Annotated in this window: 30 protein-coding genes and 1 other annotated feature; of the genes, 5 read left to right on the forward strand and 25 right to left on the reverse strand. The window is 40.0% G+C overall.

The features are described 5' to 3' along the window. Positions 1–3: 3 nt before the first annotated feature. Positions 4–975 carry a hypothetical protein gene (locus ACOAOT_RS12165; protein WP_420217203.1) on the forward strand — a complete coding sequence of 324 codons (972 nt, stop codon included), beginning with the start codon at positions 4–6 and terminating at the stop codon, positions 973–975. Between the two features lie 45 nt (positions 976–1,020). Here the strand turns inward: ACOAOT_RS12165 and ACOAOT_RS12170 are convergent, their stop codons facing one another. Beyond that, entirely contained in the window at positions 1,021–2,238 is a 1,218-nt protein-coding gene (locus ACOAOT_RS12170; protein ID WP_420217204.1) for an aminotransferase class I/II-fold pyridoxal phosphate-dependent enzyme, read from the reverse strand. A 55-nt stretch (positions 2,239–2,293) separates the two neighbouring features. Beyond that, positions 2,294–2,531, reverse strand: a binding site (T-box leader). A gap of 43 nt (positions 2,532–2,574) precedes the next feature. After that, positions 2,575–3,108: a PadR family transcriptional regulator gene (locus ACOAOT_RS12175; RefSeq protein ID WP_420217205.1), complete on the reverse strand. Its 534-nt coding sequence runs from the start codon at positions 3,106–3,108 to the stop codon at positions 2,575–2,577. Between the two features lie 171 nt (positions 3,109–3,279). Between ACOAOT_RS12175 and ACOAOT_RS12180 the strand changes: the two genes are divergently transcribed. Further along, positions 3,280–4,512, forward strand: a complete 1,233-nt coding sequence (locus ACOAOT_RS12180; RefSeq protein ID WP_420217206.1) for an L-lactate MFS transporter — start codon at positions 3,280–3,282, stop codon at positions 4,510–4,512. A gap of 83 nt (positions 4,513–4,595) precedes the next feature. On the opposite strand, the gene ACOAOT_RS12185 is transcribed toward ACOAOT_RS12180, so the two are convergent. The 5 genes from ACOAOT_RS12185 to ACOAOT_RS12205 are packed head-to-tail and all read right to left on the reverse strand — an operon-like array spanning position 4,596 to position 9,201. After that, positions 4,596–5,591, reverse strand: a complete 996-nt coding sequence (locus ACOAOT_RS12185; RefSeq protein ID WP_420217207.1) for a Gfo/Idh/MocA family protein — start codon at positions 5,589–5,591, stop codon at positions 4,596–4,598. Then, entirely contained in the window at positions 5,588–6,142 is a 555-nt protein-coding gene (locus ACOAOT_RS12190; protein ID WP_420217208.1) for a beta-class carbonic anhydrase, read from the reverse strand. The genes ACOAOT_RS12185 and ACOAOT_RS12190 overlap by 4 nt, the downstream gene beginning before the upstream one ends. A 24-nt stretch (positions 6,143–6,166) precedes the next feature. After that, positions 6,167–7,540 carry a PQQ-dependent sugar dehydrogenase gene (locus ACOAOT_RS12195; protein ID WP_420217209.1) on the reverse strand — a complete coding sequence of 458 codons (1,374 nt, stop codon included), beginning with the start codon at positions 7,538–7,540 and terminating at the stop codon, positions 6,167–6,169. A gap of 49 nt (positions 7,541–7,589) precedes the next feature. Next, entirely contained in the window at positions 7,590–8,564 is a 975-nt protein-coding gene (gene msrB / locus ACOAOT_RS12200; protein WP_420217210.1) for a peptide-methionine (R)-S-oxide reductase MsrB, read from the reverse strand. A gap of 4 nt (positions 8,565–8,568) precedes the next feature. Then, positions 8,569–9,201, reverse strand: a complete 633-nt coding sequence (locus ACOAOT_RS12205) for an NUDIX hydrolase (RefSeq protein WP_420217211.1) — start codon at positions 9,199–9,201, stop codon at positions 8,569–8,571. Between the two features lie 135 nt (positions 9,202–9,336). Here ACOAOT_RS12205 and ACOAOT_RS12210 point away from each other — a divergent pair, with 135 nt between their 5' ends. Then, the gene (locus ACOAOT_RS12210; protein ID WP_420217212.1) at positions 9,337–10,230 is read left to right on the forward strand and encodes a DUF2935 domain-containing protein; all 894 of its coding nucleotides are present in this window, start codon (positions 9,337–9,339) and stop codon (positions 10,228–10,230) included. Between the two features lie 49 nt (positions 10,231–10,279). Here the strand turns inward: ACOAOT_RS12210 and ACOAOT_RS12215 are convergent, their stop codons facing one another. The 4 genes from ACOAOT_RS12215 to ACOAOT_RS12230 form a co-directional block, all read right to left on the reverse strand. Beyond that, complete coding sequence (locus ACOAOT_RS12215) at positions 10,280–12,007, reverse strand: GMC family oxidoreductase N-terminal domain-containing protein (RefSeq protein WP_420217213.1); 1,728 nt, start codon at positions 12,005–12,007, stop codon at positions 10,280–10,282. Between the two features lie 26 nt (positions 12,008–12,033). Beyond that, positions 12,034–12,657 carry a gluconate 2-dehydrogenase subunit 3 family protein gene (locus ACOAOT_RS12220; RefSeq protein WP_420217214.1) on the reverse strand — a complete coding sequence of 208 codons (624 nt, stop codon included), beginning with the start codon at positions 12,655–12,657 and terminating at the stop codon, positions 12,034–12,036. A gap of 144 nt (positions 12,658–12,801) precedes the next feature. Further along, positions 12,802–13,404: a DUF6273 domain-containing protein gene (locus ACOAOT_RS12225; RefSeq protein WP_420217215.1), complete on the reverse strand. Its 603-nt coding sequence runs from the start codon at positions 13,402–13,404 to the stop codon at positions 12,802–12,804. A gap of 79 nt (positions 13,405–13,483) precedes the next feature. Further along, positions 13,484–14,344 carry an EamA family transporter gene (locus tag ACOAOT_RS12230; RefSeq protein WP_420217216.1) on the reverse strand — a complete coding sequence of 287 codons (861 nt, stop codon included), beginning with the start codon at positions 14,342–14,344 and terminating at the stop codon, positions 13,484–13,486. Positions 14,345–14,524: 180 nt separating this feature from the next. Here ACOAOT_RS12230 and ACOAOT_RS12235 point away from each other — a divergent pair, with 180 nt between their 5' ends. After that, complete coding sequence (locus ACOAOT_RS12235; RefSeq protein WP_420217217.1) at positions 14,525–15,019, forward strand: MarR family winged helix-turn-helix transcriptional regulator; 495 nt, start codon at positions 14,525–14,527, stop codon at positions 15,017–15,019. A gap of 16 nt (positions 15,020–15,035) precedes the next feature. Here the strand turns inward: ACOAOT_RS12235 and ACOAOT_RS12240 are convergent, their stop codons facing one another. The 5 genes from ACOAOT_RS12240 to ACOAOT_RS12260 form a co-directional block, all read right to left on the reverse strand. Beyond that, on the reverse strand, positions 15,036–15,992 hold the full coding sequence (locus ACOAOT_RS12240) for a hypothetical protein (protein ID WP_420217218.1): 957 nt from the start codon (positions 15,990–15,992) through the stop codon (positions 15,036–15,038). A gap of 106 nt (positions 15,993–16,098) precedes the next feature. Beyond that, entirely contained in the window at positions 16,099–17,664 is a 1,566-nt protein-coding gene (locus ACOAOT_RS12245; RefSeq protein ID WP_420217219.1) for a nitrite/sulfite reductase, read from the reverse strand. A 76-nt stretch (positions 17,665–17,740) separates the two neighbouring features. Then, positions 17,741–18,175, reverse strand: coding sequence for an SRPBCC family protein (locus tag ACOAOT_RS12250; protein ID WP_420217220.1), 435 nt, complete (start codon positions 18,173–18,175; stop codon positions 17,741–17,743). A 111-nt stretch (positions 18,176–18,286) separates the two neighbouring features. Beyond that, the gene (locus ACOAOT_RS12255) at positions 18,287–18,928 is read right to left on the reverse strand and encodes a TetR/AcrR family transcriptional regulator (protein ID WP_420217221.1); all 642 of its coding nucleotides are present in this window, start codon (positions 18,926–18,928) and stop codon (positions 18,287–18,289) included. 159 nt (positions 18,929–19,087) lie between these two features. Then, complete coding sequence (locus ACOAOT_RS12260; RefSeq protein ID WP_420217222.1) at positions 19,088–19,717, reverse strand: hypothetical protein; 630 nt, start codon at positions 19,715–19,717, stop codon at positions 19,088–19,090. A gap of 130 nt (positions 19,718–19,847) precedes the next feature. Here ACOAOT_RS12260 and ACOAOT_RS12265 point away from each other — a divergent pair, with 130 nt between their 5' ends. After that, complete coding sequence (locus tag ACOAOT_RS12265; protein ID WP_420217223.1) at positions 19,848–20,741, forward strand: LysR family transcriptional regulator; 894 nt, start codon at positions 19,848–19,850, stop codon at positions 20,739–20,741. A 157-nt stretch (positions 20,742–20,898) separates the two neighbouring features. Here ACOAOT_RS12265 and ACOAOT_RS12270 read toward each other — a convergent pair whose 3' ends face one another. From ACOAOT_RS12270 to ACOAOT_RS12310, 9 genes are all read right to left on the reverse strand, one after another. Beyond that, entirely contained in the window at positions 20,899–21,087 is a 189-nt protein-coding gene (locus ACOAOT_RS12270; RefSeq protein WP_420217224.1) for a hypothetical protein, read from the reverse strand. Further along, a complete protein-coding gene (locus tag ACOAOT_RS12275; RefSeq protein ID WP_420217225.1) occupies positions 21,087–21,626 on the reverse strand; it encodes a flavodoxin family protein in 540 nt (179 codons plus the stop codon). The genes ACOAOT_RS12270 and ACOAOT_RS12275 overlap by 1 nt, the downstream gene beginning before the upstream one ends. A gap of 52 nt (positions 21,627–21,678) precedes the next feature. Then, complete coding sequence (locus tag ACOAOT_RS12280) at positions 21,679–22,533, reverse strand: CPBP family intramembrane glutamic endopeptidase (protein WP_420217226.1); 855 nt, start codon at positions 22,531–22,533, stop codon at positions 21,679–21,681. Positions 22,534–22,570: 37 nt separating this feature from the next. Beyond that, the gene (locus ACOAOT_RS12285; RefSeq protein ID WP_420217227.1) at positions 22,571–23,095 is read right to left on the reverse strand and encodes a GyrI-like domain-containing protein; all 525 of its coding nucleotides are present in this window, start codon (positions 23,093–23,095) and stop codon (positions 22,571–22,573) included. A gap of 39 nt (positions 23,096–23,134) precedes the next feature. Then, positions 23,135–23,779 carry a Type 1 glutamine amidotransferase-like domain-containing protein gene (locus ACOAOT_RS12290; RefSeq protein ID WP_420217228.1) on the reverse strand — a complete coding sequence of 215 codons (645 nt, stop codon included), beginning with the start codon at positions 23,777–23,779 and terminating at the stop codon, positions 23,135–23,137. Between the two features lie 225 nt (positions 23,780–24,004). After that, complete coding sequence (locus ACOAOT_RS12295) at positions 24,005–24,352, reverse strand: hypothetical protein (protein WP_420217229.1); 348 nt, start codon at positions 24,350–24,352, stop codon at positions 24,005–24,007. 50 nt (positions 24,353–24,402) lie between these two features. Next, the gene (locus ACOAOT_RS12300) at positions 24,403–25,176 is read right to left on the reverse strand and encodes a TraX family protein (protein ID WP_420217230.1); all 774 of its coding nucleotides are present in this window, start codon (positions 25,174–25,176) and stop codon (positions 24,403–24,405) included. A gap of 19 nt (positions 25,177–25,195) precedes the next feature. After that, complete coding sequence (locus ACOAOT_RS12305) at positions 25,196–26,089, reverse strand: phosphotransferase (RefSeq protein ID WP_420217231.1); 894 nt, start codon at positions 26,087–26,089, stop codon at positions 25,196–25,198. 93 nt (positions 26,090–26,182) lie between these two features. Further along, positions 26,183–26,818, reverse strand: a complete 636-nt coding sequence (locus ACOAOT_RS12310) for a stalk domain-containing protein (protein ID WP_420217232.1) — start codon at positions 26,816–26,818, stop codon at positions 26,183–26,185. Between the last annotated feature and the right edge of the window lie 169 nt (positions 26,819–26,987).

Here is a 26,987-nt window from a genome sequence, read left to right on the forward strand (position 1 = left end):
GGAATGCATGCAGGAAACAAAATAAGAACATTAGCCTTTATTACCGGACTTACGCTTCTTTTATATATCATGTCCTTTCTGTTCCTTCCAGCAAACACCGGAGCAGGAGGACTTTATAAAAAAGCCGGAGGAATCTATAAAGAACCCAAAAATACCATCGGATACTTATCCATCGGAGACAGTGAAAGTTCCACCAGCATCTCTCCTTTGGAGATCTGGAATACTTACGGATATACTGGTTTTAACTTAGGCGTACCCGCACAAAGACTTCAGGATACCTATTATCTTCTGGAAAAGGTGTTAAATAAACAGTCTCCAAAGGTTGTGCTGTTGGAGACCAATGCCTGTTTTCGGGATTTTAAATACATCAATGCTCTGGAAACAATTGTTGATGATAAAACGAAAAAGATATTCCCTATTTACCAGTATCATAATAACTGGAGATATTTCCATTTCTATATGTTAAAAAATTTAAGCGCTGATATGGCAGAAAAACCATCTCCTGCATATAAGGGCTATCAATATAATAGTAACAGCAAACCTTATATAGGAGGTCCTTATACAGAAGAGACGGATGAGGTTGAGGTAATACAGGATCAGCCCTATCTGTATCTGACAAAAATCAGCCAGTTATGTAAGGAAAAAGGAATCCGGCTGGTCTTATACAGCTCTCCTTCTCCAAAATGCTGGACTTATGCAAAACATAATGCAGTGAAACAATTTGCTGATAAAAATGACCTGGATTATATCGATCTTAACCTGTCTTTAGACCAGTTATCCATTGACTGGAACACGGATACCAGAGACGGCGGAGATCATATCAACTATTACGGAGCAAAAAAAGTTTCTGCCTATATGGGCAGTTACTTATCTGGTTTAAACCTCCTGACCGATCACCGCCAGGATCCCCGGTTTGTGTCCTGGAATAATGAGTTTAAAACCTATGAGACACAGACCATGAGAAGTTCTAAGTAAATACCGGTCCTGCAGGCTAAGATGCTGCAGGACCTTTTTCTATTCCTATTGCTGTCTGTAATAAGTAAGAAAATCCATTAATCTGCTGCATGCAGATTTTAACTGTTCCATCTCCGGCAGATAAACTACCCTGAAATGATCTGGTTTCTCCCAGTGGAAGCCGCCGCCGTGGGTAAGAAGAATCTTTTTATCTCTTAAGAAATCCAGAACAAACTTTTCATCATCATAAATTCCAAACCGTTTTATATCAATCTTAGGAAATACATAAAAAGCCGCTTTGGGTTTCGTTGCTGAAATACCTGGAATCTGGTTTAATGCCTCATATATGTATTCTCTCTGCTCGTAAATACGGCCGCCGGGAACCAGAAGTTTCTTTGTCTCCTCTTCCATCTCAAGAGCTGTAGCTATAACAGACTGGGCTGGAACATTGGAACACAGCCTCATGGAAGACAGCAGATTGATTCCCTCCACATATCCCCTTGCAGAAGATTTGTCGCCGCAAAGACTCATCCAGCCGCAGCGGTATCCAGCGATTAAATGGGACTTGGACAGACCGTTAAACGTAATCGTAAGGAGATCCGGAGCAAGTGAAGCAATGGATGTATGGACAAGGCCGTCAAGAACCAGTCTGTCATAGATCTCATCCGCGAAAATTATGAGACCATTTTCCCGGCAGAGCTTAACGATTTCTTCCAGCAGTTCTTTGGAATAAAGGGTTCCTGTAGGATTATTGGGATTAATTACAACAATTCCCTTTGTTCGTTCTGTGATCTTACTTTTAATATCATTGATATCCGGATACCAGTCTGCCGCTTCATCGCAGATGTAATGAACTGCTGTACCTCCTGCCAGTGTAACGGAGGCGGTCCACAGGGGGTAATCCGGTGAAGGTACCAGGATTTCATCACCAGAGTCCAAAAGGCCCTGCATGGAAAGTGTAATTAATTCACTGACCCCATTTCCTGTATAAACATCATCTGTTCCCACTTCCTCAATTCCTTTTTTCCTGCAATACTTTACTATTGCTTCTCTGGCAGAGAGTAACCCTCTTGAATCGGAGTAGCCCTCTGTATGGACCAGATTACTGTTCATTTTCATTAAAAGCTCTTCTGGGGCGCGAAAACCAAATGGAGCAGGATTTCCTATATTCAGCTTTAAGATCTCGACTCCCTGGGCGATCATTCGGTTTGCTTCGTCCATAACCGGTCCCCTGATGTCGTAACACACATAATCCAGTTTTTTTGATTTTTCAAATTTCCTCATGATAATTTCCTTCTTTCTTGATTTTTGCATAAAAAAAGGCCCCAAGCGTTCATACGCTTAGGGCGAATATACAATCCGTGTTACCACCTAAATTCAGAGAATCCTCTGCACTCCATACGGTACTGACATACCGCGTCCCTGTAACGTGGGAATTCCGTTGAAGCCTACTAGGGAATCCTCCCGTTGGGTTCAAAGCTCCGAGACTGCTTCCATATACTTCAATAAAGGTTCACACCAGCCACCTTCTCTCTGAAATTCTCCGTATACGTACTATTCCTCTTCATTGCCTTTTCACTATTTCCGAAATAATAACACAACAAAATTAAGTTGTCAATACTATTTGCAATAACTGATACATTTATCAATCCAGGCTATAATATTCTCCTGCCTCATGATTGCGCCCTGAAGCACAAGAAAATCCCCGAACCTGTCTGATTCACAAGGCGGAACTTCGGTGTAGGGTTCGTTTTTCTTTTTTAATGTATTTAATCGTTTCACATGCTGGGTTCGCTGACTCTCCAAAAGACGGACTCTTGTTTCCACATTCATATTACCTGAAAAATACATCCGGAGGCGAAATATATCTTTGGGAGTCTTTTGCATCTTTTCATCCTTATTCAGCCAGTTTGTAAAATCATCGTAACCATCTTCTGTTATGGTATAACGTTTCGCCTCCAGGATTTCTCCGCTTATTTCAATGTCATAGCTGACAAGTCCCTCATCATTTAACCTTTTCAGCTCCGGATAAATCTGGCTATGATTGGCATACCAAAATTCTGCCAGCTCATTATTAAATTCTTTTGCTATTTCATAACCAGTCATAGGGTGGCGGCATAATAGCCCTAATATGGCATATTTCAAACTTCTCATTTCATTTTCCCCGATTTTCTTAATTTCTTGTTATAACTATAGCAAATATGGAAAATATGTCAATATAACAGTATTGTATAAAATAATAGAATGATATACATGTTTATATTGACATGTTTCATTGATCATGATATAAACATTGTTATAATAATAACAATTAGGAGGAGTAGCATGAACTACAACAAGAAAAGATGGTTGATTCTCATCGCCAGCTGTCTCATTAACCTATGCATCGGTTCCTTATATGCATGGAGCGTTCTTTCTGTACCAATGGCAGAGCATCTGGGCCAGATCACGGGAATGAAACTGACCGCCAGAGACTTATCCATTGTATTCGTCATTGCCAATGCAGTAGGTCCTATTACCATGATTACCGGAGGTACCATCAACGACACTCTGGGCCCGAAATTAGCAGTCTTAATCGGAGGTATCATGTTTGGCGGCGGTATGTTTCTGTCCGGTTATGCCAACAGCGTTAACTTTTTAATCGGAACATACAGTATTTTACTGGGGTTAGGTCTTGGAATGGTTTACGGTGCCACCATCAGTACATCCATTAAGTTTTTCCCTGACAAGAGAGGTCTTGTAGGAGGACTTACCACAGCAACGTTTGGAATCAGCTCTGTTATTATTCCACCCATTGCTGCCATGATTATATCAACAACAGGTGTTACTTCTGCGTTTAAAATTATTGGTGCTGTTTTTACAGTGATTATCTGTCTTGGCGCTTTCTTTATGGAAAAATGCCCTGCCGACTTCGTTCCGGAAGGATATACACCTCCTTCTGCCGGAAAACAGGCTGCCATGAATAAAAACTGGAAAGAGATGTTACAGACACCAGTTTTCTACGTTATGATTGTACTGCTTACCTGCGGTGCATTTGCTGCCCTGATGTTTATTCCAATGGCTTCCCCTCTGGCACAGAACATCGTGGGAATGTCTGTTGTTTCAGCAACGGCCGCCGTTTCTACCCTTGCCTTATTTAATGTACTTGGCAGAATCCTGGCCGGATCTATCTCCGACAAAATCGGACGGATCAACACCCTGGCACTTGCCTGTGTAATGTCTGTCATCGGTCTGATCATGCTTTATTTCTGCAACAAGGGAGATGTGGTTTTATTCTATATTGCCATCTCTGTCATTGGAATCTGTTTCGGTGCTTTCATGGGTGTTTTCCCAGGCTTTACTGCGGATCAGTTCGGACCGAAAAACAACAGTGTCAATTACGGAATCATGTTTATCGGATTCGCTCTGGCTGGTACCGTAGGACCAATTATTTTAAACAAAATTTTTGCTGCTACCGGAAGCTATAAAAATGCATTCCTGACAGCCATGGTCATCTCTTTAGTCGGACTTGGACTCACATTCGTCTATAGAAGCATTCACAAATCAAAAGCAGCATAAATTGGGGAACACAAAATAAATAAAACGCGTCTTCACCAGGTAACTTAACGGAACCTGACAGACGCGTTTTTTTATACTCATAATTACTGCACTTCTTGTCCATCTGCCGGAAATACAATTCCGGCCATTCTCCTTGCCTGAGTCAGAATTTCGCATACGCAAAGAGTATGATCCAGATAGCGGTAACAGGTGGTAAGATCACCGGAAAGAATCATTTTTTCAAATTCCAGGAACTCGCTGATCATTCGATGACTGCAGGAATGACTCGTTACTGTCTCTTCCGATCCGTCATTTAAAATCACACGGCCCCCCTCACAGATATTGGCCGGACTGTCCTGTATCAGATAACCTTTGTCCCCCTGAATAATACAGGAATTTGGCGCACTGCAGTCCTTGGCTCCGGTCAGGGTGCAAAGAAAGGTTCCGTAATCCAGTAAAAGCACTCCGGAGGTATCAATTCCCCTTTCTATATTCGCAAAATAATGAACCGATTCAGGCATTCCAAAAAGACCCGCAGCATAATGGAGGTTATAAATATTAATATCCATCAAAGCACCTCCGGCGCACCCAGGATCAAAGGCAGGAAGCACCTCCCCATTTTTAAAGCTGTCATACCGCCTGGAATATTGGGAATAGCTGCACCGGACCAGTCTGACGCTTCCAAGAGAAGGAATCAGTTCCTTTACTCTCCTGTAATCCGGCTGGTATAAAGTGGTTACAGCTTCAAACAGAAATAATTGTTTCTCTCTGGCTGTCCGGCTTAAAACCGTGGCCTGCTCTATGGTAGGAGTAAATGGCTTTTCCACAATTACATTTTTTCCTGCCAGCAATGCCTGATATGCGTAGGTAAAATGAAGATGATTGGGTAATCCCAAATATACCGTATCCGCTTCGCTCCTTAAAAAATCTTCATAATCCGTAAATACCTGCCCGATTAAATAATCCTTTGCAAGGGCTCTGGCATCCGCTTCGCTCCTTTTGGTGCAACAAAGAGATAAAACTGAGGTATGCTTCAGATGATGGGAAATGGATAAAAAATCTTTTACAATGATTCCTGAACCGACAATTCCAAGCTTCATAGGCCCTTCTCCTCAACTTGACTTAACTCACCTGTAACAGAATCAATCACAAGTCCATAGACCCGGATCTCTTCCGGAACCAATGGATGGTTTCGGATCAGTTCCACTGATTTTTTAATGGATTGGTCTAAGTCTTTAAATCCACCCAGCCAGGATTCAAAATCAATTCCATAATACTTAATTAAATCAATATCCTTCTGCCTGATTCCCCGTTCCTTCATCAGCTCTATCAATTTGCTGCTGTCTGTATATCTGGCTCCGCAGTCCGTATGGCCTATTACCAGAATTTCCCTGACATCCAGCTCATAGATCCCAATCAGCAGGCTTCTCATCACGCTTCCAAAGGGATGGGAAATAACCCCTCCTGCGTTTTTAATGATCTTTGCATCTCCATTTTTAAAACCAAGTGCAGCCGGAAGCAGCTCTGTCAGCCTTGTATCCATACAGGACACGATTGCCGTTTTCTTTTCCGGATATTTATTAGTGATATATTTTTCATAATTTTTATTTTTAACAAATTCTTTATTATATTCCAGTATCTCTTCTAACATATTTTGTCCTTCTCCTTACATGAGTCATTCATCATTGGTACGAAAGATTCTCCAGATCACACCTGTTCCGGGAACAAAGAGATTAGGGTCGCCTTCGATATTTAGACCCATATCAACGATATACATGGATTCATTGGGTCCAAACATCAGATAACTTGGCCTCTCAAGTCCGCCTCCCTTGGAAAGAGACGCAGGAAATCCACTCATATTGATGGCAAATGTACTGATGGTTCTTGCCCTCATATCAATTTTGGATATCCGGTGACCGGCACCGGCATAGGATAATCCGTCACCAACTGCCGTTTTTATGGTACTGCCATACTCTGCCACATAAACATCTCCGTATGCTCCGAATTTCTGATTATAATTAAAATCAAAACTCATCAGAGTGGAATTAGGAGGAAAGGTTACATAGGGTCTTGGAGGAATGTTTGGCTGATTTTTTAACAGCAGCGTAGGCTGATAACCGCCTGTAGGTGTAAATCTTGGAGAATTTACCGGTTCTCCTCCTGAATAATCAGGCCAGCCATACCATACATCCGGGGTTATGTAATAGAAATCATCGGTTGCATTCTCTATGGGTCTGCTTCCTACGGGATTAAACCCGTTATTCACAGCATACAACTGACCGCTGTTATTAAACTTTAAAAACGTGGGATTACGAAATCCCCAGGCTACCTGCTCCAAATTAGAACCGTCAAGGTTTGCCCGTAAGATACTCCCCGACGCTTTGATATATCTTTTTCTTATTTCAAACTCAATATTAGGAATCCCATAGGGAGAAAAGGCACCAGTATAGGCAGGATCATCGGTAACTGCTTCCGTAAGAATATTATCTGTTGTAAAATTCTGACCATTCAGTATGACATAATCTCCAGTGTAATCACATAGCAATGGAGAAACCGGTACCCACTCGTTATCATTCCCTACAACGCCACTATTGGTAACGGTTCCCTGCCCAAAATAGATCTTATAGTCCGGCGAAAAAGCAACCGGGCCATTGTAATGATCACCGTTGCTTGGCAGACCCATAATAATGTTCTGTCTTTTCCCATCCCGGAATATTCTGGTGACGAAACCTCTGTGGGATACATAAAGAACACCATTTAAATAATTAATTCCCGAAATAGGAGTAACAAAATCTTCCGCTATCAATTCAAGCTCCCCATTCACCAGCTTCAAAACCTGGGGAATGCCTGTAGACAGGCCGGAGTCAGCAATATAAAGACTTCCCTCCTCGTCAAAAACAATGCCTGCCGGTGAATTGAGATTTTCTAAAAACACTTCTATCCCATACCCTTTTACAATATAAATATCAGCAGGGTTTAAATAACGTCTGGGAGCAGGATCGACGTCGTTACAAGTGTGAATCCTGCTGCCGTTATTCTCACGAAACATTCACTTCACCTGGTATTTTTTACTATTATATTCACCGCACCGGAAAATATCAATCCTGATTGGCTGCATCTGTATGGAGTAATGGCAGATATGCTTCGTAGCCTTCCGTTTTCATCTGCTCTTTGGGAATAAATCTCAAAGCTGCACTGTTGATGCAATAGCGCAGTCCACCCATCTCTTTCGGACCATCTGTAAAAACATGACCAAGATGGGCATCCCCTAATGTGCTTCGCACTTCTGTGCGGTGTCTGCCAAGAGTGTTATCATCAAGCTCCTGCAGCAGATCCTGTGTCAGCGGCCTGGAAAAGCTTGGCCAGCCGCAGCCGGATTCAAATTTATCACAGGATAAGAAAAGAGGCTCTCCGGTTGTCACATCCACATAGATTCCCTCTCTGAATTCATCAAAGTACTCATTCTGAAAAGGAGCTTCTGTTGCATTGTTCTGGGTGACCTGATACTGAGTTGTAGTAAGTTCATTTTTAAGTTCATCCTGGGATTTTGGCGGAAATTTTTTGCTTTTATCCACTGCCAGCTTTGCCTTTTCAAATTTATCCCCGGATATATGGCAGTAGCCCTGGGGATTCTTATTCAGATACTTCTGGTGATACTCTTCTGCTCTGTAGTAGTTGGTAAGAGGCAGCCGCTCAATTGCAATCTTCTCTTTGTAATTCCTTTGAAGTTCTTCCACTGATTTTTCAATTACCGGCTTATCCCCTTCGTTGGTATAATAAATGCCGGTTCTGTACTGTATACCGGTATCACCGCCCTGACGGTTTACACTGACTGGATTGATGACATCGTAATAGAGGTTGAGAATATAGGGAAGACCTATGACTGTATCCTCGTATTCCACTTTAACGGTTTCCGCATGACCGGTATTGTTATGACATACCTCCTCGTAAGTGGGATTTTTCGTTGTTCCGTTGGCGTATCCCACTTCTGTACTTAAAATTCCAGGAATATTTTCCAGATATTTTTCTGTTCCCCAAAAACAGCCGCCTGCTAAATAAATCTCTTTTTTCATAGTATCACCTTTCTTCTTTCATAGAATCAAATAAATGATATTGCTTCATCAGTTCCAGACAGGACTGAAGAATCTGTGCCGTCATCCCCCAGATCACCCAGTTCTCATACCGGTAAAACAAAATATCCCTGGTTCCCTTCGTCCATGAATACTGATTGCCTCCTGGAATCCATTCATAGGGAAAATCTTCAGGAGGCTCCGTAATCAGCATGCTTTCGTATGTTTCCGGTGTTATGCTTTTTAAATAATCAAGAGGCACCTTTATGATTTCTTCCACTTCATCGGTGCTGAAGGTATCATTATAATCTCTAAGTTCACCAATATAGGAGTGAATAATCAGCCGGAAGGGAGAAATATAGATATCTCCAGGCCCAAGCACCTTAATCTGCCTGGAAGTGATGTTTAACTCCTCCATGGTTTCCCTGACTGCACATTTTTTCAATGTCTCTCCCGGCTCCAGCTTCCCTCCTGGAAAGCAAATCTCCCCGGGCTGATGCTTTAAGTTGCTGGAGCGTTTTTCAAACAAAAGATACTTTTCTCCATCAATTGTCAGAACGGGGATTAAAACCGCATACTTCCTGTATTTTTCTTCCTCAACCATTCCGGGTTTTCTGCGGGAAAATGTCTGCCTGTCCAAAACGCCACCTCCTTTTTGCTATGAGCAATTATAGCATTTTTTTTTGCGTCTCACAATATGAGGAATGGATATGGACGAATAGTTCTTATCCAGTAAGCATAGAATGCAGTAATTTAAAATAATGGAGCAACCCTTATGATCTCGAAAGAATCCTATATACAATGCTCACTCCAGTACCATCTTTTCTGGATCCGCATATTAAAAGAGCATGCCATATTTATTGAGGCTACTATGCCCCCGCCTGGAAAAGAATATGCAGATCAGGCAGATACATACAAACAGCAATATGACCAGCTGTTAGAAGTAGCCATTAAGCTGTCAAACGGAGTCATCCCTTTAAGTGTTCTTGAATCCGGCCAGTTTTATACCCAGTATACGGAAGAAGCAGAGAGACTTGCACAGCTTAACACCGGAATCACAATCAATTCCCAGCTGACCCGCATGGCTTATGACATTGTCCCCTGCACCGCTGACTATACCGCAACCAATAAAAACGAACAGGATGTATTCATGTTGAACCAGAATCTTTTAAACCTGACTACTTCCTTCGTCCAGTTTCAGGCAGATCTCTTAAACAAACGTGTATCCTGCGGTCTTTTCACCATGATGTATACAGCAGACATCTTACATATTCTCATGGAAGCCAAACGTTACCTTGAAATTCTCAAACGGCTTCAAAACCGGGATGATTCACTCCTGTCTGATTATAAATCTTTCTGGTCACAGAATATGGCTGATCATGCAAAGGTAATGCGCGGACAGTTAGATCCTACGGAAACTTCATATTTTAATGCTGCCAATCAGTTTGCCAATACCTTTGATCTGCTCAGCACAGCCGAAATGAATCCGGATACATTCCCTTCTGACCGGGAAATTCTTTCCGATGCCATTGCGATCAGTGATTTTAAGTCAGATACCACGAACGGACTGATTACCTGCAAAATTCAGGCAATCATGCTAGCACTTTATACCGATCACCTTCTGAGGGAGGCAAATCATTTTATCTATCTGATGTATGCAGGAAGCTGAGTAAAACCATAAAAATGCGCCTTGGTCTAAGGCGCATTTTTATGGTTCTTCAGACTTTCTTTGCTGATGGAAAATATTTCTCCGCAATTTTTTCTGCAGTCCTTACAGCAAGAGCCTGGGTGGTAAGGGTAGGATTTGGACCGCCCAGTCCGTTGCATAGTACACTGTTATCTGCTATAAACAGCCTCTTTACCTGGAATGCTTCGCAATTTTTATCTGTAACAAACCCAATCCTCATGGTGCTCATAATATGAGCGCACACATCTGGGGGCCAGTTAGCCCGGCTGACGGTCTTCGCTCCTGCTTTCTTTAACAGTTCCGCCGCAAGTCCCACAAGCTGATCTCTTCTCTCTCTGTCAGCATCACTGATCTCATAGCTGATCACCGGTATATAGCCATTTTCATCCTTGCGCTCCGGATCCAGTGTGACCCCGTTTTTCTGACTTACATCGTCGTCGGAAAACACTACAATACTAAGAGTTTTGTTATAATTTCGCATAAATTGTTTTAAAAGTTCTCCTGCAATAATGCCTTCTCTGTCCCAGGGTTCTTCTTCCCTGGTCTGATTCTGGAAATAGTACCCCTTCTGGCTTGTTCCGTATATCATGGTGGAATTGATACCGGGACTGGTTCCAAAGGGTTCAAAAGCTCCAAGTCCGGGATAATCCATTCTGGCAGCCGAATTCTGTCCTACATAAGGCTTTACTTCAGACATTCCCAGAATATTCATCAAATCCTCTTCTTCAAAAATTCCAGATACACAGTCAATCATATGAGTGGTCAGTCCTTTTCCCACCCATTCATTTTCAGGAAGACCGGAATTTAACCAAAGTCTGGGGGATTCGATGGAACCGGCAGACAAAACAATCACTTTGGCCTTAAACTCCCTGGTTTCTCCAGTCCATGTATTTCTAACCGTTACGCTGTTGGCAAACAAGCCTTCTTCTTCATTTTGGCCGGTGTGAATAGCAGTCACAAATGAATTTGGCATAATGTCTACATTTCCCGTCGCCAACGCATAGGGGATATAGCTGACAAGGGTGGAACGCTTTGCCACACTTTCCACATTTGGCCCAATGCAGCAGCCGTTAACACAGTGGCCGCGAAGAGTACAGCCCACCGCCTGATTGTTTTCCAGATCGAAATCCGGATTATTTAGCATGGGATTAATACCAAGAATTCCATTGGGCTGAAGGCGAAATCCGGGTTTGGTTAAATTTATTTCATTGGTATAGGCAAATCCCATCTTTCTGGCGCCATAGAGAAAAAGATCTTCTTTTGACGTTGCTGTGGCTTCACGGACTGGAAGAGTCTGCTCCACCTCTTCATAATAGGGAATCATTTCCTCATAACTGATTGGCCAGTCACGTTCAAATGCAGCAGGGTAAGCACGAGGGCAGTTGGCAAAATACAAAAGTGTGGTTCCTCCCACTCCTGCACTCTGCCAGACAAAACCGCCCTTCTCCATGATTCTGCGCCACGGACTTGTATTCCTGTCCGCTGGTCCCCATCTGAATTTTCCTGTAATGAGATCATTCATGTCATCCTCTAAATCAGTAAAGTTAGTTTTAAGCAGCTGTATATCCAGATCTTCGTTGCTTGAACTTTCCTGTGCACCTGCACTGGTGTTGGGCTCCGGCCACTTCCGGTTGCCATACCAGGGTCCGGCCTCAAGAATCAGCACCTTTAATCCCTTTTCCCCCAGCTCTTTTGCTGCAACCGCGCCTCCGCCACCTGCACCTATCACAATTACATCCGCATCAAATCCGTTATCCATACGCACCTCCAGTCAATATTGATTCCTCACTTTTTCTGTGCAAAATTAAATGCTCCTGCTATCCGGTATCCCTTAGAGGGTCCCGGATACCCCACCTGTTCCCATCCGATTGGCCGATATTCCAGCATTCGTTTATCCGGAGACATAAATCTTGTGGATCCGTATCCGGACCACTCAGAATAATATCCCATCATAGTAAGCCGGTTTAATGCCGACATGACTGGAACGATGTCTTCCTGTTTCATGGTAAGGCCTGCAGGGATATAAATGATGCCACCAGGGCTGCTGACCCGGTCAACAATTTTCAGCCTGTCTTCCTGAGATAATTTAGAGAAATAAAGCCCTCCTGAATCTTTTGGCACATCCGGGTCCTCTCCCTTTTCCATCAGATACTGTTTTGCTGCCATATTTAATAGTTCCGCTGCAGCAACTGCAAACGGCGTAGGATAGCTGTCAAGAGACATGATTAAATACTCCGCCGTATAGGATTCCACTGCTCCGTAAAACTGAATCCTTCCATATAGCTCCGCCAGATCCGGTGAATGGGGCACCATGGAATCTGCATAGGCTTTCATTGTATTAACCACATAATCGTAAACTGAATTCTCATCCCATAATCCATCTTTTAAAACATCACTGTTTTCAGCCAATGTTCCACCTGATTCCTTCCAAAATGCATGTTCATAAAATACTATGAATACCTTTGAAAAAGTATCACATATCCTTTCATCCTTTTTGGTACAAAAAAACCGGCCTATGCCGGTTTTTTATTAGCCTGGAGCTTATTAGCAGTATTACAGCTTTAGCCACAGAGCGGGACGAACGCCGCCTCTGCATTCGCCATCGCTTAAATTTCCAATTAATATATTGTTGCCCTGAATCCCTATATTACCATCACCATGGATATATACTGCCTTAACACCAATACGGCCTGGAGAACGCAGCCACCACCAGTCACTGCCCTTTTCCCCCTCACGTCTGGCAATTCTCCTACTGTTGTTCTTATCTTTTCGTTCAAACCAATACCTTTGGTTTCTTCCAGGATTATAAAGCTTTAAGCTGCTGTCGCCGAAATACCGGCACGCTGCTTCTTCCATGCTTAATAAAAAGATGGTATCCTGAGTTTCGTCTCCGCCTTTGCAGCCATACCACTCATTATCAGGATTTTTATTTAGGACAGGAATCATCCTTGATTGTTCATCCACACTGAATCTGTCATGGAATTCCCCATTCAAATACGCTCTTATTGCGCAGTCAGCCCATGTTGTCTCTTTATAAACATTATGGTAAGGACGTCGTTCTATGATGTATTCGGTTATAATCAAAGCCCTGTCTTCCAGTAGTTCCAGTACCCGCCATTGGTAGTTCCCAAAGGAAATTTTATCTCCAGTCTGCATGTTACCCCCTGTACAAATCTTATTTGCATAATTTTGCAATCTTTATCTGCATTGTAACATGACTTATTTTAAAAGGCAATCATCCTGCTTTTGCTGTCTTTTTCTGTGAGACAAAAATACTGGCTATAATAATTGCAACACCTACAAGCTGAATGGGGCTGATGCTTTGCCCCAACACCACATAGCCTAAAATAAATGCAGTTAAGGGATTCACAGGACTTAAGAGTGATACCCGGACAGGAGAAAGGATTTCGATTCCCCGAAACCATAAATAATAGGCAAGTCCGGTATTAACCACTCCAAGTATGGCAAGTCCTGCAATATTAACAGGAGTGAGGGGGGGTATGCTGCCCTCCATAATAAACACAGCCGGAATCAGAATCAAACTGCCAAAAAACAACTGCCAGGAAGTAAACACCATCTGGCTGATTCCTTCCGGTTTCCCCCAGTACTTGGTCAGTACCACGCCGAGAGCCATTACCACTGCACCGCATAAAGCAGCTAACACGCCCCATACGTCAATTGCCATCTGCTGCTTAAACAGAAGTAAAATGACTCCCGTCACCATCATGACAATTGCAGCATAAGACCGCATGGTTGGTTTTTCTTTTAAAAGAACCCAGCTGAAAAATATTACAAATACCGGTTGTACGCTTCCTATGATCGATGCGATTCCTCCAGGCAGCCGGTAAGCCGCAATAAACAAAAACAGAAAGAATATTCCGATGTTCAAACTTCCAAGTATCAATGATTTTAAAATCCAGATTCCCTTGGGCAGTTTCCTGTACCATAAAAGCAAAATGAGTCCTATGGGAAATGCTCTCATAAATGCAACAAACACCGGGCGCTGTATGGGGATCAATACAGAGGCAATGATATATGTGGATCCCCATAACATGGGGGTCAGCATTGTAAGTAATGTATCTTTCGTCTGCTTCATTTTTTTATCCTCTTTTCCTTATTTTTTATCTCACGTTTAAGTATCTTAACTTTAAGATATATTAAGTGTATCGCTTGTTGTCTTGGTTGTCAAGTATTTTAATGTTAAGATATTTAATACTAAGAAACTTCACATTAAAATTACCTTGTACTTTTTGATTACAGGTGTTACACTAAAAATATGAAAAAAGATAATGTTGATAAAATAATCGATCAATGGGCACATGAGCTTCCGGATCTTGATGCGTCACCGATGGCGGTTTGGGGAAGACTTAAAAGAACTGTCAAGCATTCAGAAAGGAGATTGGCAGAGAATTTCTCCCTCTATCAGTTAAACAGCGGTGAATTTGACGTGTTGGCAACACTGCGTCGTTCCGGTGGAGAATTCAAATTAAAACCCACGGATCTGTATCAGTCACTTATGATCACTTCGGGAGCCATCACAAACCGGATTGATACACTGGAGAAAAAAGATTTGGTTAAAAGAGTTCATGACAATGAAGACAGAAGAACGATCTACGTTCAGCTGACCAACGCAGGTTATGAATTAATATCCCAGGCAGTCATATCCCATACCCAGACAGAAGAATCCCTGTTAAAAGGGCTGACAAAAGAAGAACTGGCCCAGCTGGACCAGTTATTGAAGAAACTTCTTTCATCCTTGGAAGAACAGTAAGACCGGCAATGTCAGATTATGACTTTAGCCGGTCATATTTCTGATGAATCCTCATACAGTCATCAAGCAGTTCAAGGAGAGTATAAAGCTGGGAAAGCTTTTTTCTCCCTTGGGTAAAGCCCTGAGTATCCTCTGCTTTCCTTAATGCTTTTTTGTTTTCCGTAGTCAGCCTGTTAATTGCAGTTCTTACCCCTTCTGCGGCAGACCGGGATACCTCTTTAAAGACATTAAATATCTGGATCGCTGTTTTCTGCACTGCCTCCATATAGGCATTCAACTCTTTTTCGCTAGCTGTGAGATTCTTCTTTCTGATAACCAGCGCCTTGCCTTTCTCCGATAATTGTGTGGATTGCTTCAGATCTGCAGCTTCCCCTATTTTTTTTAACTCTTCTGCATCTCTTTGAAAGCTTTTGATTTCATCTTCCAGTTTCGACTTCTTTTCTTTTTGATTCCTGATCTCAGGGACCATGGTAAGCAGTGTCTGCTCTAAGTTAAATATGCTGCTTTGCAGAATCTCTGACTGAAGAACAAGCTGTGATTCCAGCTGCAGGGCTTCTTTTTCCCCAAGCACCTGAGTGATGGCATGGTGCATCCGGGGAATCTCCTCCACCGCTTTTGAATGGACAAACGTATCGATGTCCGTCACCTCATCCTGGTAGGAATAATCCCAGGTCAATTCATTTAGAATTTCATTCCATAAGTTAAGATTTGCCTGTACTCGTTTCGCCTTTTCTGTGACAACCACAAAGGTTTCCACTTCATCTTTCAGTTGATCAATCTCGGTTCTTACTAAGACAGCCAGTTCAGCAATATCCTTTAAATTAAGATTGCTCTTAGAGGCAAGAGCTGTCAGCTCTTGCGCATATGGAGGTACTTCTCCGGCAGGTATGTATTCTTCTACAATTTTATCCAGGGTAAAATGAAGCGGCTTTTTTAAGCTGCCTTTTTCAAGCAGTCTGACCAGAAATCCCATTTTAACATCCCTTCAGGAATATGCACGCGGCGGCATCTTACCTTACTTTATGCATCCTGGGTCTTATTATTGCAAAGTACACTGACTAAGAACCCGCGGGGGCAGTTTAGCCAATCAGATATGGTTTTGCCAAATCCTCAAACTCTTCCTGGTATTCCTTCAGATATTCCATAAAATACATTCCTTTTGTATCTAATACCTGGGACAGCTTCACCATAAAATCCGGAATATCTTCCTTTCTTAATGCACCCATGCAGTTCCCCATATGGGTGCCATCTTTCTCCACTGCTCCACCTACATGAAGTTCAAAGGCCTCTGCCGGAGCATCGGAAATACGTTTTTTGCAGCCAGCAAATCCAAGTTCGCTTACCTGGTGCCTGGAACAGGAATTAAAACATCCTGATATAGAAACACAAGGCAGATAATCCGTGTTTATATTATTTTCCATCAGTGCCCTGCTTATTTCTTTTAATAATGTCTGGCTCTCTAAAACGCCTATCTGGCAGGTCGGCACTCCCACACAGCTCACACTCATGCCAATTCTGGTAACCTGATTAATCTCTGCCATTCTTGTAAGAAGCTTTTCTCCTTCTTCTCTTGACAGGTTGCGGATGTACATGCTTTCCGTCATACTAAGGCGAATGTCCTGCTGTTTATCCATCAAAAATGAAATGATTTCTTCAAGGGCTTTTACAGGCAGCTGTCCGCATAGGGGATGAATGACAGTTGTATAAAATCCCGGTTGTTTTTGGGCGATCAGATTGCTGCTGCCTGTATGAATGTCTGCAGACTGCTGCTTATCTGCTGTTTTACATATTTCGGCTGCCTCTACATTAATAGTTAAGTCCATGGATTCCTTCGTCTGGGCGAGATGCTTTTTGTAACACTCCATGAACGCCTCTTCTCCCATCCTTTTTGGGATGTATCTCAGTCTTGCTTTTCCCTTGTTCTCATAATCTCCTTCTGCCGCAAATATTCTTGTAACAGCTTCCACATGATACAGAACCTGATTTGGGGGAATCAATTCATCATATGGTAAAGCTACTGCAGGATTATTGCCTAATCCACCTGCCAGGTACATTTTAAAGTAAGGGGTTCCCTGATCCATGACTGCCATAAAGCCCAGATCATTGATGGTACAGTTGGCTGTATCCGCTTCATTGTTGGAAAATGCTATTTTCAGTTTACGAGGCAAATGATATTCCATAATCCGCTCCATGACGTACCGGTTCACCTGCAACGCATAGGGAGTGGGATCAAAAGCTTCCGTTTTATCCACACCAGACAGGGGAGACAAGGCGACATTACGGGGATAATTGCCGCCGCCTCCTCTTGTGTACAAACCATGGTCAATAGCCGTCTCCATGATATCACAGACAGAATCAATATCCAGATCATGAAGTTGAATAGCCTGCCTGGTTGTAAGATGAATTCTCTCTAAACCATATTGCACGGCAAATTTATGGATTAATTGCAAATGGGAAAATGATAAGATCCCGCAGGGTATCCTCAAACGAATCATAAAAGCTTTGCCGCCCCTTTGTGCATAAACACCCATGCCTCCGGATTTTCCCTTAAATTCAGCGGCCGTAATTTCCTTATTCACGAACTTATGACCGGCTTCTCTGAATTCCGCTATTTCCTCTTTTAGTTTTTCATTGTATTCCTTCAATGTTTTTCTCCTATTAACCTATATGATTTAATAGTTTTATATTACCATAAAACAGGAATAGAATAAAATATTTTTTTTATTTTGTTTCACAAATCTGTTTTAATTTTTTATTCATCGCTTCAAATCCCGCTTTTGTTCCATTATCCAAAGACTTTTTTAGCATAGGCAATAAGATACCATTGAATTTCTCTCTTTGGATGAATGTGGTGGTGCCATCCGAATTCTCGATTAATTCTAATATATGCTCGCCATCAAATAATCCCGGAAAACCGGTATGCCCAAGCCAGCGAAATTCTTTGTCTCTTTGAAATTTTAGGACTGTTGGTTTAAAAACCATCCCTTTTGAACCCGGCGGAACCATCTTAACTTCTATTCTCTCACCTATTGCCGGTTTTCCCTTTAAATATACCATAAATGGATTCCAGTCGGGAAAAGCACGAAAATCAGTTAAAACATTCCATACTACACTTGCAGATGCATTAATTCGTATCTCTGTTCTTATTTCTTTCATTAGCATTTCCTCCTGAGATCTGACTATTGTTTTTACAAGTTTCCCTCTTCAATGTTTTCACTGAACATACGGTGAATTAATTTATTTATTGAATACCTGGAATCTATATTACTATAGTTCCCAGGTTAAAAGTGTGTATTCAACGACCTGAATCAAATAGTGTTCCCGGTCACTGTGATAAAAGCTGTGATTACCAAAAAACACATCCTGTAAAATGTAGGAATAAATCGCGCTCCAAAACTGATTAACCATCATAAAGATATCAAAAGAACGAATTTCTTTTCTGTCAACAAATACCTGAACCCGCTTCATGGTTTGTCCCAGAAGTAAACTCACATGCTGGCTGAAACGCTCTGTATATTCATCTGAGAATACGCTTTTTTCTTTTAAAAGAATTTGAAGAACATATTTATCCTTTGCAATATAAGCAAAGAATATATTCCCAAGTGAAATCAGCAGTTCCTTAAGTGACAGCGTATCTTCTAATCCGGCAATCTCTGCTTCAACTAATAAATAACGGTCATCTAAAAACTCCTTCAGGATGATGTCTAACATCTGCTTCTTTCCTTCCGGAAAATAATGATAGATTAATCCGTCTGCCATTCCAATGTTTCTTGTAATCTCTCTGGTTGTAGTCGCGTGGAAGCCCTTTAATGCAAATAATTCTTTTGCTGACTCCAAAAGCTGTTCTCTTCTCTCAATTGCCTGAAGATCGCGGCTGGTAAGACTTGTTGCATCTTTTATTGATTTCATTTCATTCACCACCTGTTCAATGAACATTATATACTTATCTTTTAAAAAATGCAATGATAATTTCTGTTTTTTACTTTTTTCCTAAATTTGAGGAATTCATCTATTTGGGACATAGGGTAGACAGGTTTTGCCTATGCCCCCAAATAAGGATACACAAAATCAGTATTCACCTGGTGTTAACCATATGTACATAGTATCCTGTCTGATACCAGATTCATATATTGCTGCACTGCCATTTTTATACGTCACCTGACTTCCGTTATGAACAAATCCATAACGTGTTTCATCTGCACCGCCATCTAATAAGTCTCCAGTAAGCTGCCATAATGACTTTCCCATGTCTTCTCCGCACATGAAAGTGAAAAATGTTAATACGGCTTTCATATATTTACTTTCATCCGAATCTGGATTATAGTCAAATTTCCAGGTAGATGTATCAATCCCCACTCTCTTATCTTTTAAAACAATTGTCCAGTCAGACGGCTCTCCCTTTTCATAGTCTTCTAAAGCTGATATTTTGAAGCTCTTTCCATATTTTTTTTCCAGCACGGTATTCAGAATACGAATATTTTCTTCTAATTCTTTTGTTTTGTCATAATACAATTGTTCGCCATTACCTGCATCATTTTCAGTTTGCTCCATATTATTGATCACTAATACACCGGTGTTATCCCCATTATCAGAGCTTGATCCATTTGATTCTGTATGCCTGCTGTTACATGCAAATGTATTAATTATAATCATTACTAAAACAACTGTTGCCAAACCCTTTTTTAAATATTTTATCATCTCGTCTCCTTTTAATTTATCTGCAATGAAATTTGCTTTTCTATTCTTTTATGATAAAATATTTTTATACTTCTGAAAATATAAAGTTATTAGGGTTTTTGTTCATTTAAAATGAATAATAGGAGAACATATGGAATTAAAACAGCTTCAAACTATTAAAAATATACTGAATGAGGGAAGTTACTTAAAAGCGGCAGAAAAGATGGGATATGTGCCCTCCACCGTTACGCTTCATATTCAGCAGCTGGAGGAAGAGTTGGGGATTAAATTATTTGAAAAAAGAGGCCGGAGAATGATTCTTTCAAAAGAAGGGGATTTCTTTTGGGCCAATGCCAAACCTCTTCTTGAACACGCAGACTTTTTTAAACAGACAATGAACAATTTTGTTACTGGTCAGATGGGGCATATCCGATTGGGGACAATCAGTACCATTGGAAGATCTCTGTTAATCCCAAAAGTAATTACTTTCTGCAAGAAGTACCCCGATATGAAGCTGACCTTTGAACTTAACAGTTCGGAAATCATTACACAAAAAATAGTCAATAACCAACTGGATATTGCAATAGGATTTGCTCCTCCATCTAACCTTAACCTTTACTTTGAACCCATTTGCCTGGAACCAATGGATTTGCTGCTGCCTGTTGGACATCCACTTGCCAATCAGGAAGAGATCACCCTTAAGGATTTAAGTAATGTAAATTTACTTCTTACCGAATCTTACTGTTCTTATCGGAATGAAGTAGATAAGCAGTTCAGCGCTTTTGGAATACCGCTTAAATCCATGATACAAATAAACGATGGAAAAACAATTATTCAGTTCGTTCAGGCTGGTGTTGGCTGTTCAATCTTACCAGTTGCCGCTATAGATCCAGTACCAGATCTGACTGTCAGGCGAAAACTATCAAATATAGAATTCGGACTGATGATTGGTGTTATACGAAGAAAGGAACAACTGGAAAAAGCATCGGAAAGGCTTTATAATGAGCTTCTTTATGATTTAAAAAAACAGGGAACAAGATCATGACTTAAGTAACAAAATTTTCTCAGTTTGCAAACTTCCCTCTGCACTTTTTCGTTCTAATAATGCACATAAATGACGAAAGAATTCTCTTGCATCCTGAAAATCCTCGTGACACATACGAAGCATGACGCGTCCGTGACATGTTAAGAGTTTTTGTTTATTAAATTCTTCCAATATTTTTACCGGCACTCCAGTCATCAATAAATTCCAGCCATTCCGTATAGTTTCCGGTAAAGTGTCTAAGTAGTCCCGGATTCATTCTGCCGCCAAACAACCGCCATTTATCAGTCAAAAGTCTTACGGCCTCTTCATCAGAATTACAGGGTTTTTCCAAATAATATTCTTCCATCAAATCTTTTCTCCAAGTTTACGTGCCTCCAAAAGTGCCGCATGTCCTAAAACATCTCCCTTTCCGGCTACGCCCGGAACTGTGATTACTCCCCCATTTTCCAGTGAAAAATAGCTTAGTACAGAATGATACATCGTGATCAGAGAATCAAAAACACTTGGTATTTCATCTGCACAAACAGCTAACAACACAAGCTTTTTCACCCTAAACGTATTGCGTATAGGATTATGCAGCCGATCAATCATACACTTTAATTGGGAACTGACACCGTAAAAATAAACGGGAGTCGCTATTACAATAACATCCGCATCAGCAAGTCTCTCGTAGATTTCCTGCATATCATCTTTTTGTACGCAATTATGACTGCCGTCTCTGTAGCAAAAATCGCAGCCTGTGCATCCGTTAACCTTTTTTCCAATTACAGAAACAACTTCTACGCTGTTCTCCTGTTTATTAATTCCATCAATAAACGTATTTGCAAGAATTTCTGTATTACCATTTTTTCTTGGACTGCCTATTAATACTGCAATCTTTGCCATCTTAGTACCTCCATTATTAAATCTGTACCGCTTACTGGAAACTTATCTATATTTAATTACGAAATGTCGTTTTTTTGCCAGCACCACTTTTAAAGTATATAAAGAGAACAATCAAAAATGAAAGAGTCTGAGCAACGGAAATGCGAATTCCCTGTAATTGATCTGCACCTGATATTGTAGTGATATGTAAAAGATTAATGATGGTATTATTAAAAAAATGATCTGCCATGGACATCCAAAGCGACCCGGTAATTTTAGTCAGCAAACAAAATTTTGCGCCAGTGATTCCTGTGGTTAGAACAAGAATAATGGCAGTCAGCAGCATCCCCTTGGGGCTTATTTCTCCATCCAGCAAACTCCGCACAGGTGCTGCAATATGCCAGAAGCCAAAGAGGACAGAAGAAACTACCATTGCTTTTATAAACGAGTTCTTTGCTTCCAGAAGTCTGACGAACAGTCCACGGAAGATTCCCTCTTCCATAACCACATTTATAATGTTCCCAACAATGCAAAACAGGAAAAACAGGATACCGGTCTGCATACCCTGATTACCATCAATAGCATAGCTGGTCACATATATTTTCAAAGAAGGATTGCCATTTCTACATATTTGCATAAAAAATTCGGTACCATAGGCGATGAGATACACAGTCGCTCCAAGCAGTAACCCATAGAGTATGTTTTTTACAACCGCATGTTTTGTGAATCCAATTTCTGACCATTTAAATGATACATATTGTAATGCTATCCCAAGCACAAGAATCCCCAGCAGTTTATGGATAAATGCTTCTCCAAACATTGACTGGTCCGTTCGGAAAAGCAGATATTCAAGAGCCCTGAACGAGAAGCATATTAAATAAATAATTAAAACAAATAACACAGGATGAATATAATTATCTTTCTTCATGTAAATCCTCCAATAATGAAATGTTTGGGTCAAAATCCTAGTCTGCTAAATAGATGCCATAATCCAATATTATATTTCCCTCAGCATCTTGTTCTGTAAAACGTGGACAATTATATCGTTCAAAGAAACTGGCTCTGTTTTCATAATCACTTCTGAAGTAGCCCATACCTTCCTCCTGGAATTTGGATATACAATCCCCATGCATATCGTAGATTCCGTCATTTTCCTTACCGCTTATCCAGCAAACGGCAACATCACTTTCCGGGAGGTCTATAAAAGCAAATCCATCTGGGGCTTCTGTGTTTAACGGGAGGAACATACCAATCCAGTATTCAAAAGTATCTTCAATACTGGAAAAGTTGCAGCGCATGAAACCAATATAACCATTTTCAATATCTTTAAGTTCCCCCAGCTTCTCAAGGGAAGCAAACCAGCCATTTTCAAACCATTCACCCCATTTGTGTCCGAATCCACCGATTCTGTCCGCACTTGTATATCGCTTTCCGATAAAACGAAGGGATGGTAAGTGCTCCTTGGCAACCTTTGTTATTTTTGCTGACATATTTTGTTCCTCCTTCATATGCTCTTTTATTATTCGCTCCTAAGATGATATCTGCTTAACTGTTTGCTTATCTAATATAAAAATATCACCCAGAAGTTCAACATCTCCATCTTTACATATTATTGCCGCATCATCACATAATCCATAAATACAATAGTCATTAGATAGTTCTAGTAATTCATCAGTTACATGAATACAATCAAAATGCGGCTCTACTGAAATATCCACAAGACCTAGTGCTCTATATTTTTTCTGCTCGTGATGTTCACAGGTAACGGTACAAATAGCAATTTTAGCCATGTTAATTGCACCTGCACTCATACCTATAATTACCCCATTGTGATTAGTAAGGACCTTGTCCAACCCATATTCTTTAAGATATTTGAACTGAGTCGGTGTGTCTCCACCGGAAATCCAAATAACATCCCCAGCTTTAACCGCTTGCTGTGATTCCTCTTTTGTCATTCTGTCATCAACAATACAGCAGTCAGTAAACCTTATACCTGCATTATGAAACTTACTTAAAAACATCTTGAAATATCTATCATTAATCTCCTGAAAATCATTAAATTCAGATGCGATAAATACAAAATTCTTCCGATTCACAATAATTTCATTTAGACGCTCTGCAAACTTTATGGGAAAATCATTATGGAACATACTTGTCAAAATACTGATTGCCATAAACGTACCACTTACCTCTCTACTCTATTTTGAAAGAGCTCGGTAATAATTAATTTGAGGAAAAAGCTCACTACGTACCTTTTTCCGATATTCCATCTCTTCTGATGTGCGACCACTTACTAAAGATTTGTTGACCACAGTATTGTCTGAAACACTAAAGAGCGCTGCCATTGGTATGTTTCGTTGACCCATACCTTTCCATACTTCCTATTAAATCCTGATAATTCATATGTACTCTCCCCGTTCCAAAGATTGTCTCTCACGACCTTCCAGGTAATCAATATTCTTACCTTGACTTTTTGCATATTCAATTTCGGATTCTGTACTTTTACCAATATATCCATCTTTATTAATCACAAAAATAGTATCTGCCATATCAATTTTTCTTTTATGCATATCATCAAGCAATTCTTTTGTTTCCTTTGTCATAACCTCATCTTTTTCACTGAATTCAAAGAATCCCACAGAAATCACGATACACCCTTTTAAGGTAAGTTCCTTCTGTATTTTTTGAAATTCATCTTTAAACTTTGTACTTCCACAAAGAGTTACTACTTTGTATTTCCCTACCATATTCCCCCCTAAACTTATTTTTTATTTCCCTTATCCTCTGTTATAGTTTTCTAAAAACATAAATTTCCTATCCAGAATAAAGCCACAATATGGATTGGATAGAATAAATAGAACAGATATTTATACCCCTTCCCTTTTTTACCATTATACAAGTACATGAATGGTAGAGTTCCAATCATCATCCATTGATAATTTTCATAAAATAATCCTTCGATACTAAAGTTATTTAATGATGTCAATGCAAAAAAGATTAAACAAAATATTATGTAAGCAGTTGCCAGACTCTTTTTATTTTCTTTCGTGAAATACATTAATACACCCAGAAATACAAACAAAATACTTCCTTCCGTAAAAATGATATTTCCCATTAAAGCCCCTGCCAGTTCAAAAGCTCCATAACCACCTATGATCTGTTTTGTAAGAATACAGATTATCGTACTAAAAATCTGATACAGGCAAAAGAAAATTATGTACCTATTTCCTTTCTTTTTATCATTCTTACGAATTTCTAATATCCATGAAATAACACCGATCAAAAATAAAGTGACAAATATATTATTACTTATATAGCAATAAGGATCCTGATATATATTATTACATATGTAATTTATTAACGCCATTATAGCTCCAAATCCGTACATTCTGGATAAATAGACTCTCCTGTTAGAAGTATAGTAAAATCCCCATGCCATGCAAAAAAAGAAAATTGGGGCAGAGATCCTTCCTATCCAGTGTAACCAGATTGGAGCTCCCGGAATGAATTCCGCAACATGATCCAAAAACATAAATAGGAGTGCCAGTATTTTTAGCATTGTACTTGTCATGAGTTTATTCTTCTTTCATTTATTTTAATAATATCTGTTTTTCTTTTTCATAATCTAATTTTTTAAAAGAAAGAAATGTAAAATAATCCAAAGTATTAAGTATTTCCGCGCATTGATATTCATGACTATCTATTTGCACTGGACAAATAATTTCCTGATTGTAAAAACAATCCGTTCCATAGAGGAAGCCACCATTCAGGCGAAAATACCCCATATATTCTGGTGTAAATAAAGAACTTCCAAAATCAAAAATACCCTTTATCTGCCTGGTGCTTTTGTCAATAAAAATATTATTCCAATGTAAATCGAGGTGTGCAAACACTGCAGTAGTTTGCTTTTTCTGGTTTAAGTTTTTGCAATTTTCGTTCACTTTATCCGTTATGGCTCTGCGTTCAATCTCTGTTATGCTTCCATAACGGCAACAGTCACCCAATGCCGTTTCTACTATATTCTTGTAAGAATCGGTCCAATGACTAAACTGTTTTATCCTGCCATTCTTATATATTCCTCCAAATGAATCAGACTTTATGTGATTCATCTTTTCAAGCATACGCAACGCCTGTTTTTTTATATCCTTGCGCTCGACATCATCTAAGAATCTCCATAAGTCTCCCAATAACTTGTAATCCATAAATTCTGTTATTATAAATTTCTCTTCCAGATTATAATCAAAGACCCGTGGACAGGGGAGCCCCTTCTTTTCACATAAGGCAGTACCTATGATCTCCCGTTCTATCTGATTTTCATACAGTTCCGGAAGATTTTTCTTGTTCTGAATTTTAATGAAATATTTTTGTTCTTTGTAGCTTGCTATGTAAGATGAGTTAACATCTCCTTTACTGCAAAGGTTCATACTTATATTTTTAATGTTTGTATGAAATAATTTTTCCAGGGATCTATTTAGCAATTCCATTTGTTGATACCTTATCTTTCTTTACTGTCTTAATGAAAAATGCATCAAAAAACTACTAACAAAATTGATAGTTAGTAGTTTAGATCAACATTATTAATTGAATTTGGAGGAGTTTGACTTAATTTGACCTAAGACTTTTATGTTCCCTCCATCCTTAAACACACCGGAACAATTATACTTCCAAACTCCCTTTTCCAAGGCTATCTCTTTTGTTATATTAGATGAGCCGATAGTGATTTTCTGTTCTTTACCATTTGGGTCAAATAAGAATAAATCTACCAATCCACCTTTAATATCGGAGGTAATATTTATGGTTAATGTTTGATTATTTTCCGCGCGGAATGCGCCAGATTCAGCTATGTTTGTCTGATTAGCATTATTGGTAAAATTCATAGCGACATTTCCCTCCGTAACGATGTCACCAATAATTTCTTGTGAACGTTTTTTATCGAGTATTAAATTAACCGAATTATTCGCGCCGTCATAATTAACGGTATATCCAAGTTTTTCAAATAATTCATTTGCCGGTATATATAAACTCTCGTTTTGTTCATTGTCCATTGTTACTGAGATTAGTGACTTACTAAGCGGCAACGATTCCCCGTTCAGCGTAATTTTTATATTGCTTAAAGCCGCTGACTTAATACCCGTCGCAGCATAAACCGTTGTTATACCCAGGGTTCCAATAATTATCCCTGCTACTAAACTTTTTACATCAAACTTTTTCATATATACTTCTCCTCATTTTTAGAAGTTAAAATGCTCCTGGGCGACTATAACCAATACCCTGGCGGCATATTCATATTCTTATCCCCTGGCAAAACCCATGCAAATCTTATAATTTAATCTTACACCGGTAACTACTTAATATCAATATCAAGTTGTCAATTTGCGTCAA

The organism is Lacrimispora struthionigena (assembly GCF_048627165.1).
GTDB lineage: Bacteria > Bacillota > Clostridia > Lachnospirales > Lachnospiraceae > Lacrimispora.

Coding starts and splice junctions, on each gene's coding strand:
- ACOAOT_RS12165 (WP_420217203.1), top strand. CDS start 4: ATGCATGCAGGAAACAAAATAAGAACATTAGCCTTTATTACCGGACTT.
- ACOAOT_RS12170 (WP_420217204.1), bottom strand. CDS start 2,238: ATGAGGAAATTTGAAAAATCAAAAAAACTGGATTATGTGTGTTACGAC.
- ACOAOT_RS12175 (WP_420217205.1), bottom strand. CDS start 3,108: ATGAGAAGTTTGAAATATGCCATATTAGGGCTATTATGCCGCCACCCT.
- ACOAOT_RS12180 (WP_420217206.1), top strand. CDS start 3,280: ATGAACTACAACAAGAAAAGATGGTTGATTCTCATCGCCAGCTGTCTC.
- ACOAOT_RS12185 (WP_420217207.1), bottom strand. CDS start 5,591: ATGAAGCTTGGAATTGTCGGTTCAGGAATCATTGTAAAAGATTTTTTA.
- ACOAOT_RS12190 (WP_420217208.1), bottom strand. CDS start 6,142: ATGTTAGAAGAGATACTGGAATATAATAAAGAATTTGTTAAAAATAAA.
- ACOAOT_RS12195 (WP_420217209.1), bottom strand. CDS start 7,540: ATGTTTCGTGAGAATAACGGCAGCAGGATTCACACTTGTAACGACGTC.
- msrB (WP_420217210.1), bottom strand. CDS start 8,564: ATGAAAAAAGAGATTTATTTAGCAGGCGGCTGTTTTTGGGGAACAGAA.
- ACOAOT_RS12210 (WP_420217212.1), top strand. CDS start 9,337: ATGATCTCGAAAGAATCCTATATACAATGCTCACTCCAGTACCATCTT.
- ACOAOT_RS12215 (WP_420217213.1), bottom strand. CDS start 12,007: ATGGATAACGGATTTGATGCGGATGTAATTGTGATAGGTGCAGGTGGC.
- ACOAOT_RS12225 (WP_420217215.1), bottom strand. CDS start 13,404: ATGCAGACTGGAGATAAAATTTCCTTTGGGAACTACCAATGGCGGGTA.
- ACOAOT_RS12230 (WP_420217216.1), bottom strand. CDS start 14,344: ATGAAGCAGACGAAAGATACATTACTTACAATGCTGACCCCCATGTTA.
- ACOAOT_RS12235 (WP_420217217.1), top strand. CDS start 14,525: ATGAAAAAAGATAATGTTGATAAAATAATCGATCAATGGGCACATGAG.
- ACOAOT_RS12240 (WP_420217218.1), bottom strand. CDS start 15,992: ATGGGATTTCTGGTCAGACTGCTTGAAAAAGGCAGCTTAAAAAAGCCG.
- ACOAOT_RS12250 (WP_420217220.1), bottom strand. CDS start 18,175: ATGAAAGAAATAAGAACAGAGATACGAATTAATGCATCTGCAAGTGTA.
- ACOAOT_RS12255 (WP_420217221.1), bottom strand. CDS start 18,928: ATGAAATCAATAAAAGATGCAACAAGTCTTACCAGCCGCGATCTTCAG.
- ACOAOT_RS12260 (WP_420217222.1), bottom strand. CDS start 19,717: ATGATAAAATATTTAAAAAAGGGTTTGGCAACAGTTGTTTTAGTAATG.
- ACOAOT_RS12265 (WP_420217223.1), top strand. CDS start 19,848: ATGGAATTAAAACAGCTTCAAACTATTAAAAATATACTGAATGAGGGA.
- ACOAOT_RS12270 (WP_420217224.1), bottom strand. CDS start 21,087: ATGGAAGAATATTATTTGGAAAAACCCTGTAATTCTGATGAAGAGGCC.
- ACOAOT_RS12275 (WP_420217225.1), bottom strand. CDS start 21,626: ATGGCAAAGATTGCAGTATTAATAGGCAGTCCAAGAAAAAATGGTAAT.
- ACOAOT_RS12280 (WP_420217226.1), bottom strand. CDS start 22,533: ATGAAGAAAGATAATTATATTCATCCTGTGTTATTTGTTTTAATTATT.
- ACOAOT_RS12285 (WP_420217227.1), bottom strand. CDS start 23,095: ATGTCAGCAAAAATAACAAAGGTTGCCAAGGAGCACTTACCATCCCTT.
- ACOAOT_RS12290 (WP_420217228.1), bottom strand. CDS start 23,779: ATGGCAATCAGTATTTTGACAAGTATGTTCCATAATGATTTTCCCATA.
- ACOAOT_RS12295 (WP_420217229.1), bottom strand. CDS start 24,352: ATGGTAGGGAAATACAAAGTAGTAACTCTTTGTGGAAGTACAAAGTTT.
- ACOAOT_RS12300 (WP_420217230.1), bottom strand. CDS start 25,176: ATGACAAGTACAATGCTAAAAATACTGGCACTCCTATTTATGTTTTTG.
- ACOAOT_RS12305 (WP_420217231.1), bottom strand. CDS start 26,089: ATGGAATTGCTAAATAGATCCCTGGAAAAATTATTTCATACAAACATT.
- ACOAOT_RS12310 (WP_420217232.1), bottom strand. CDS start 26,818: ATGAAAAAGTTTGATGTAAAAAGTTTAGTAGCAGGGATAATTATTGGA.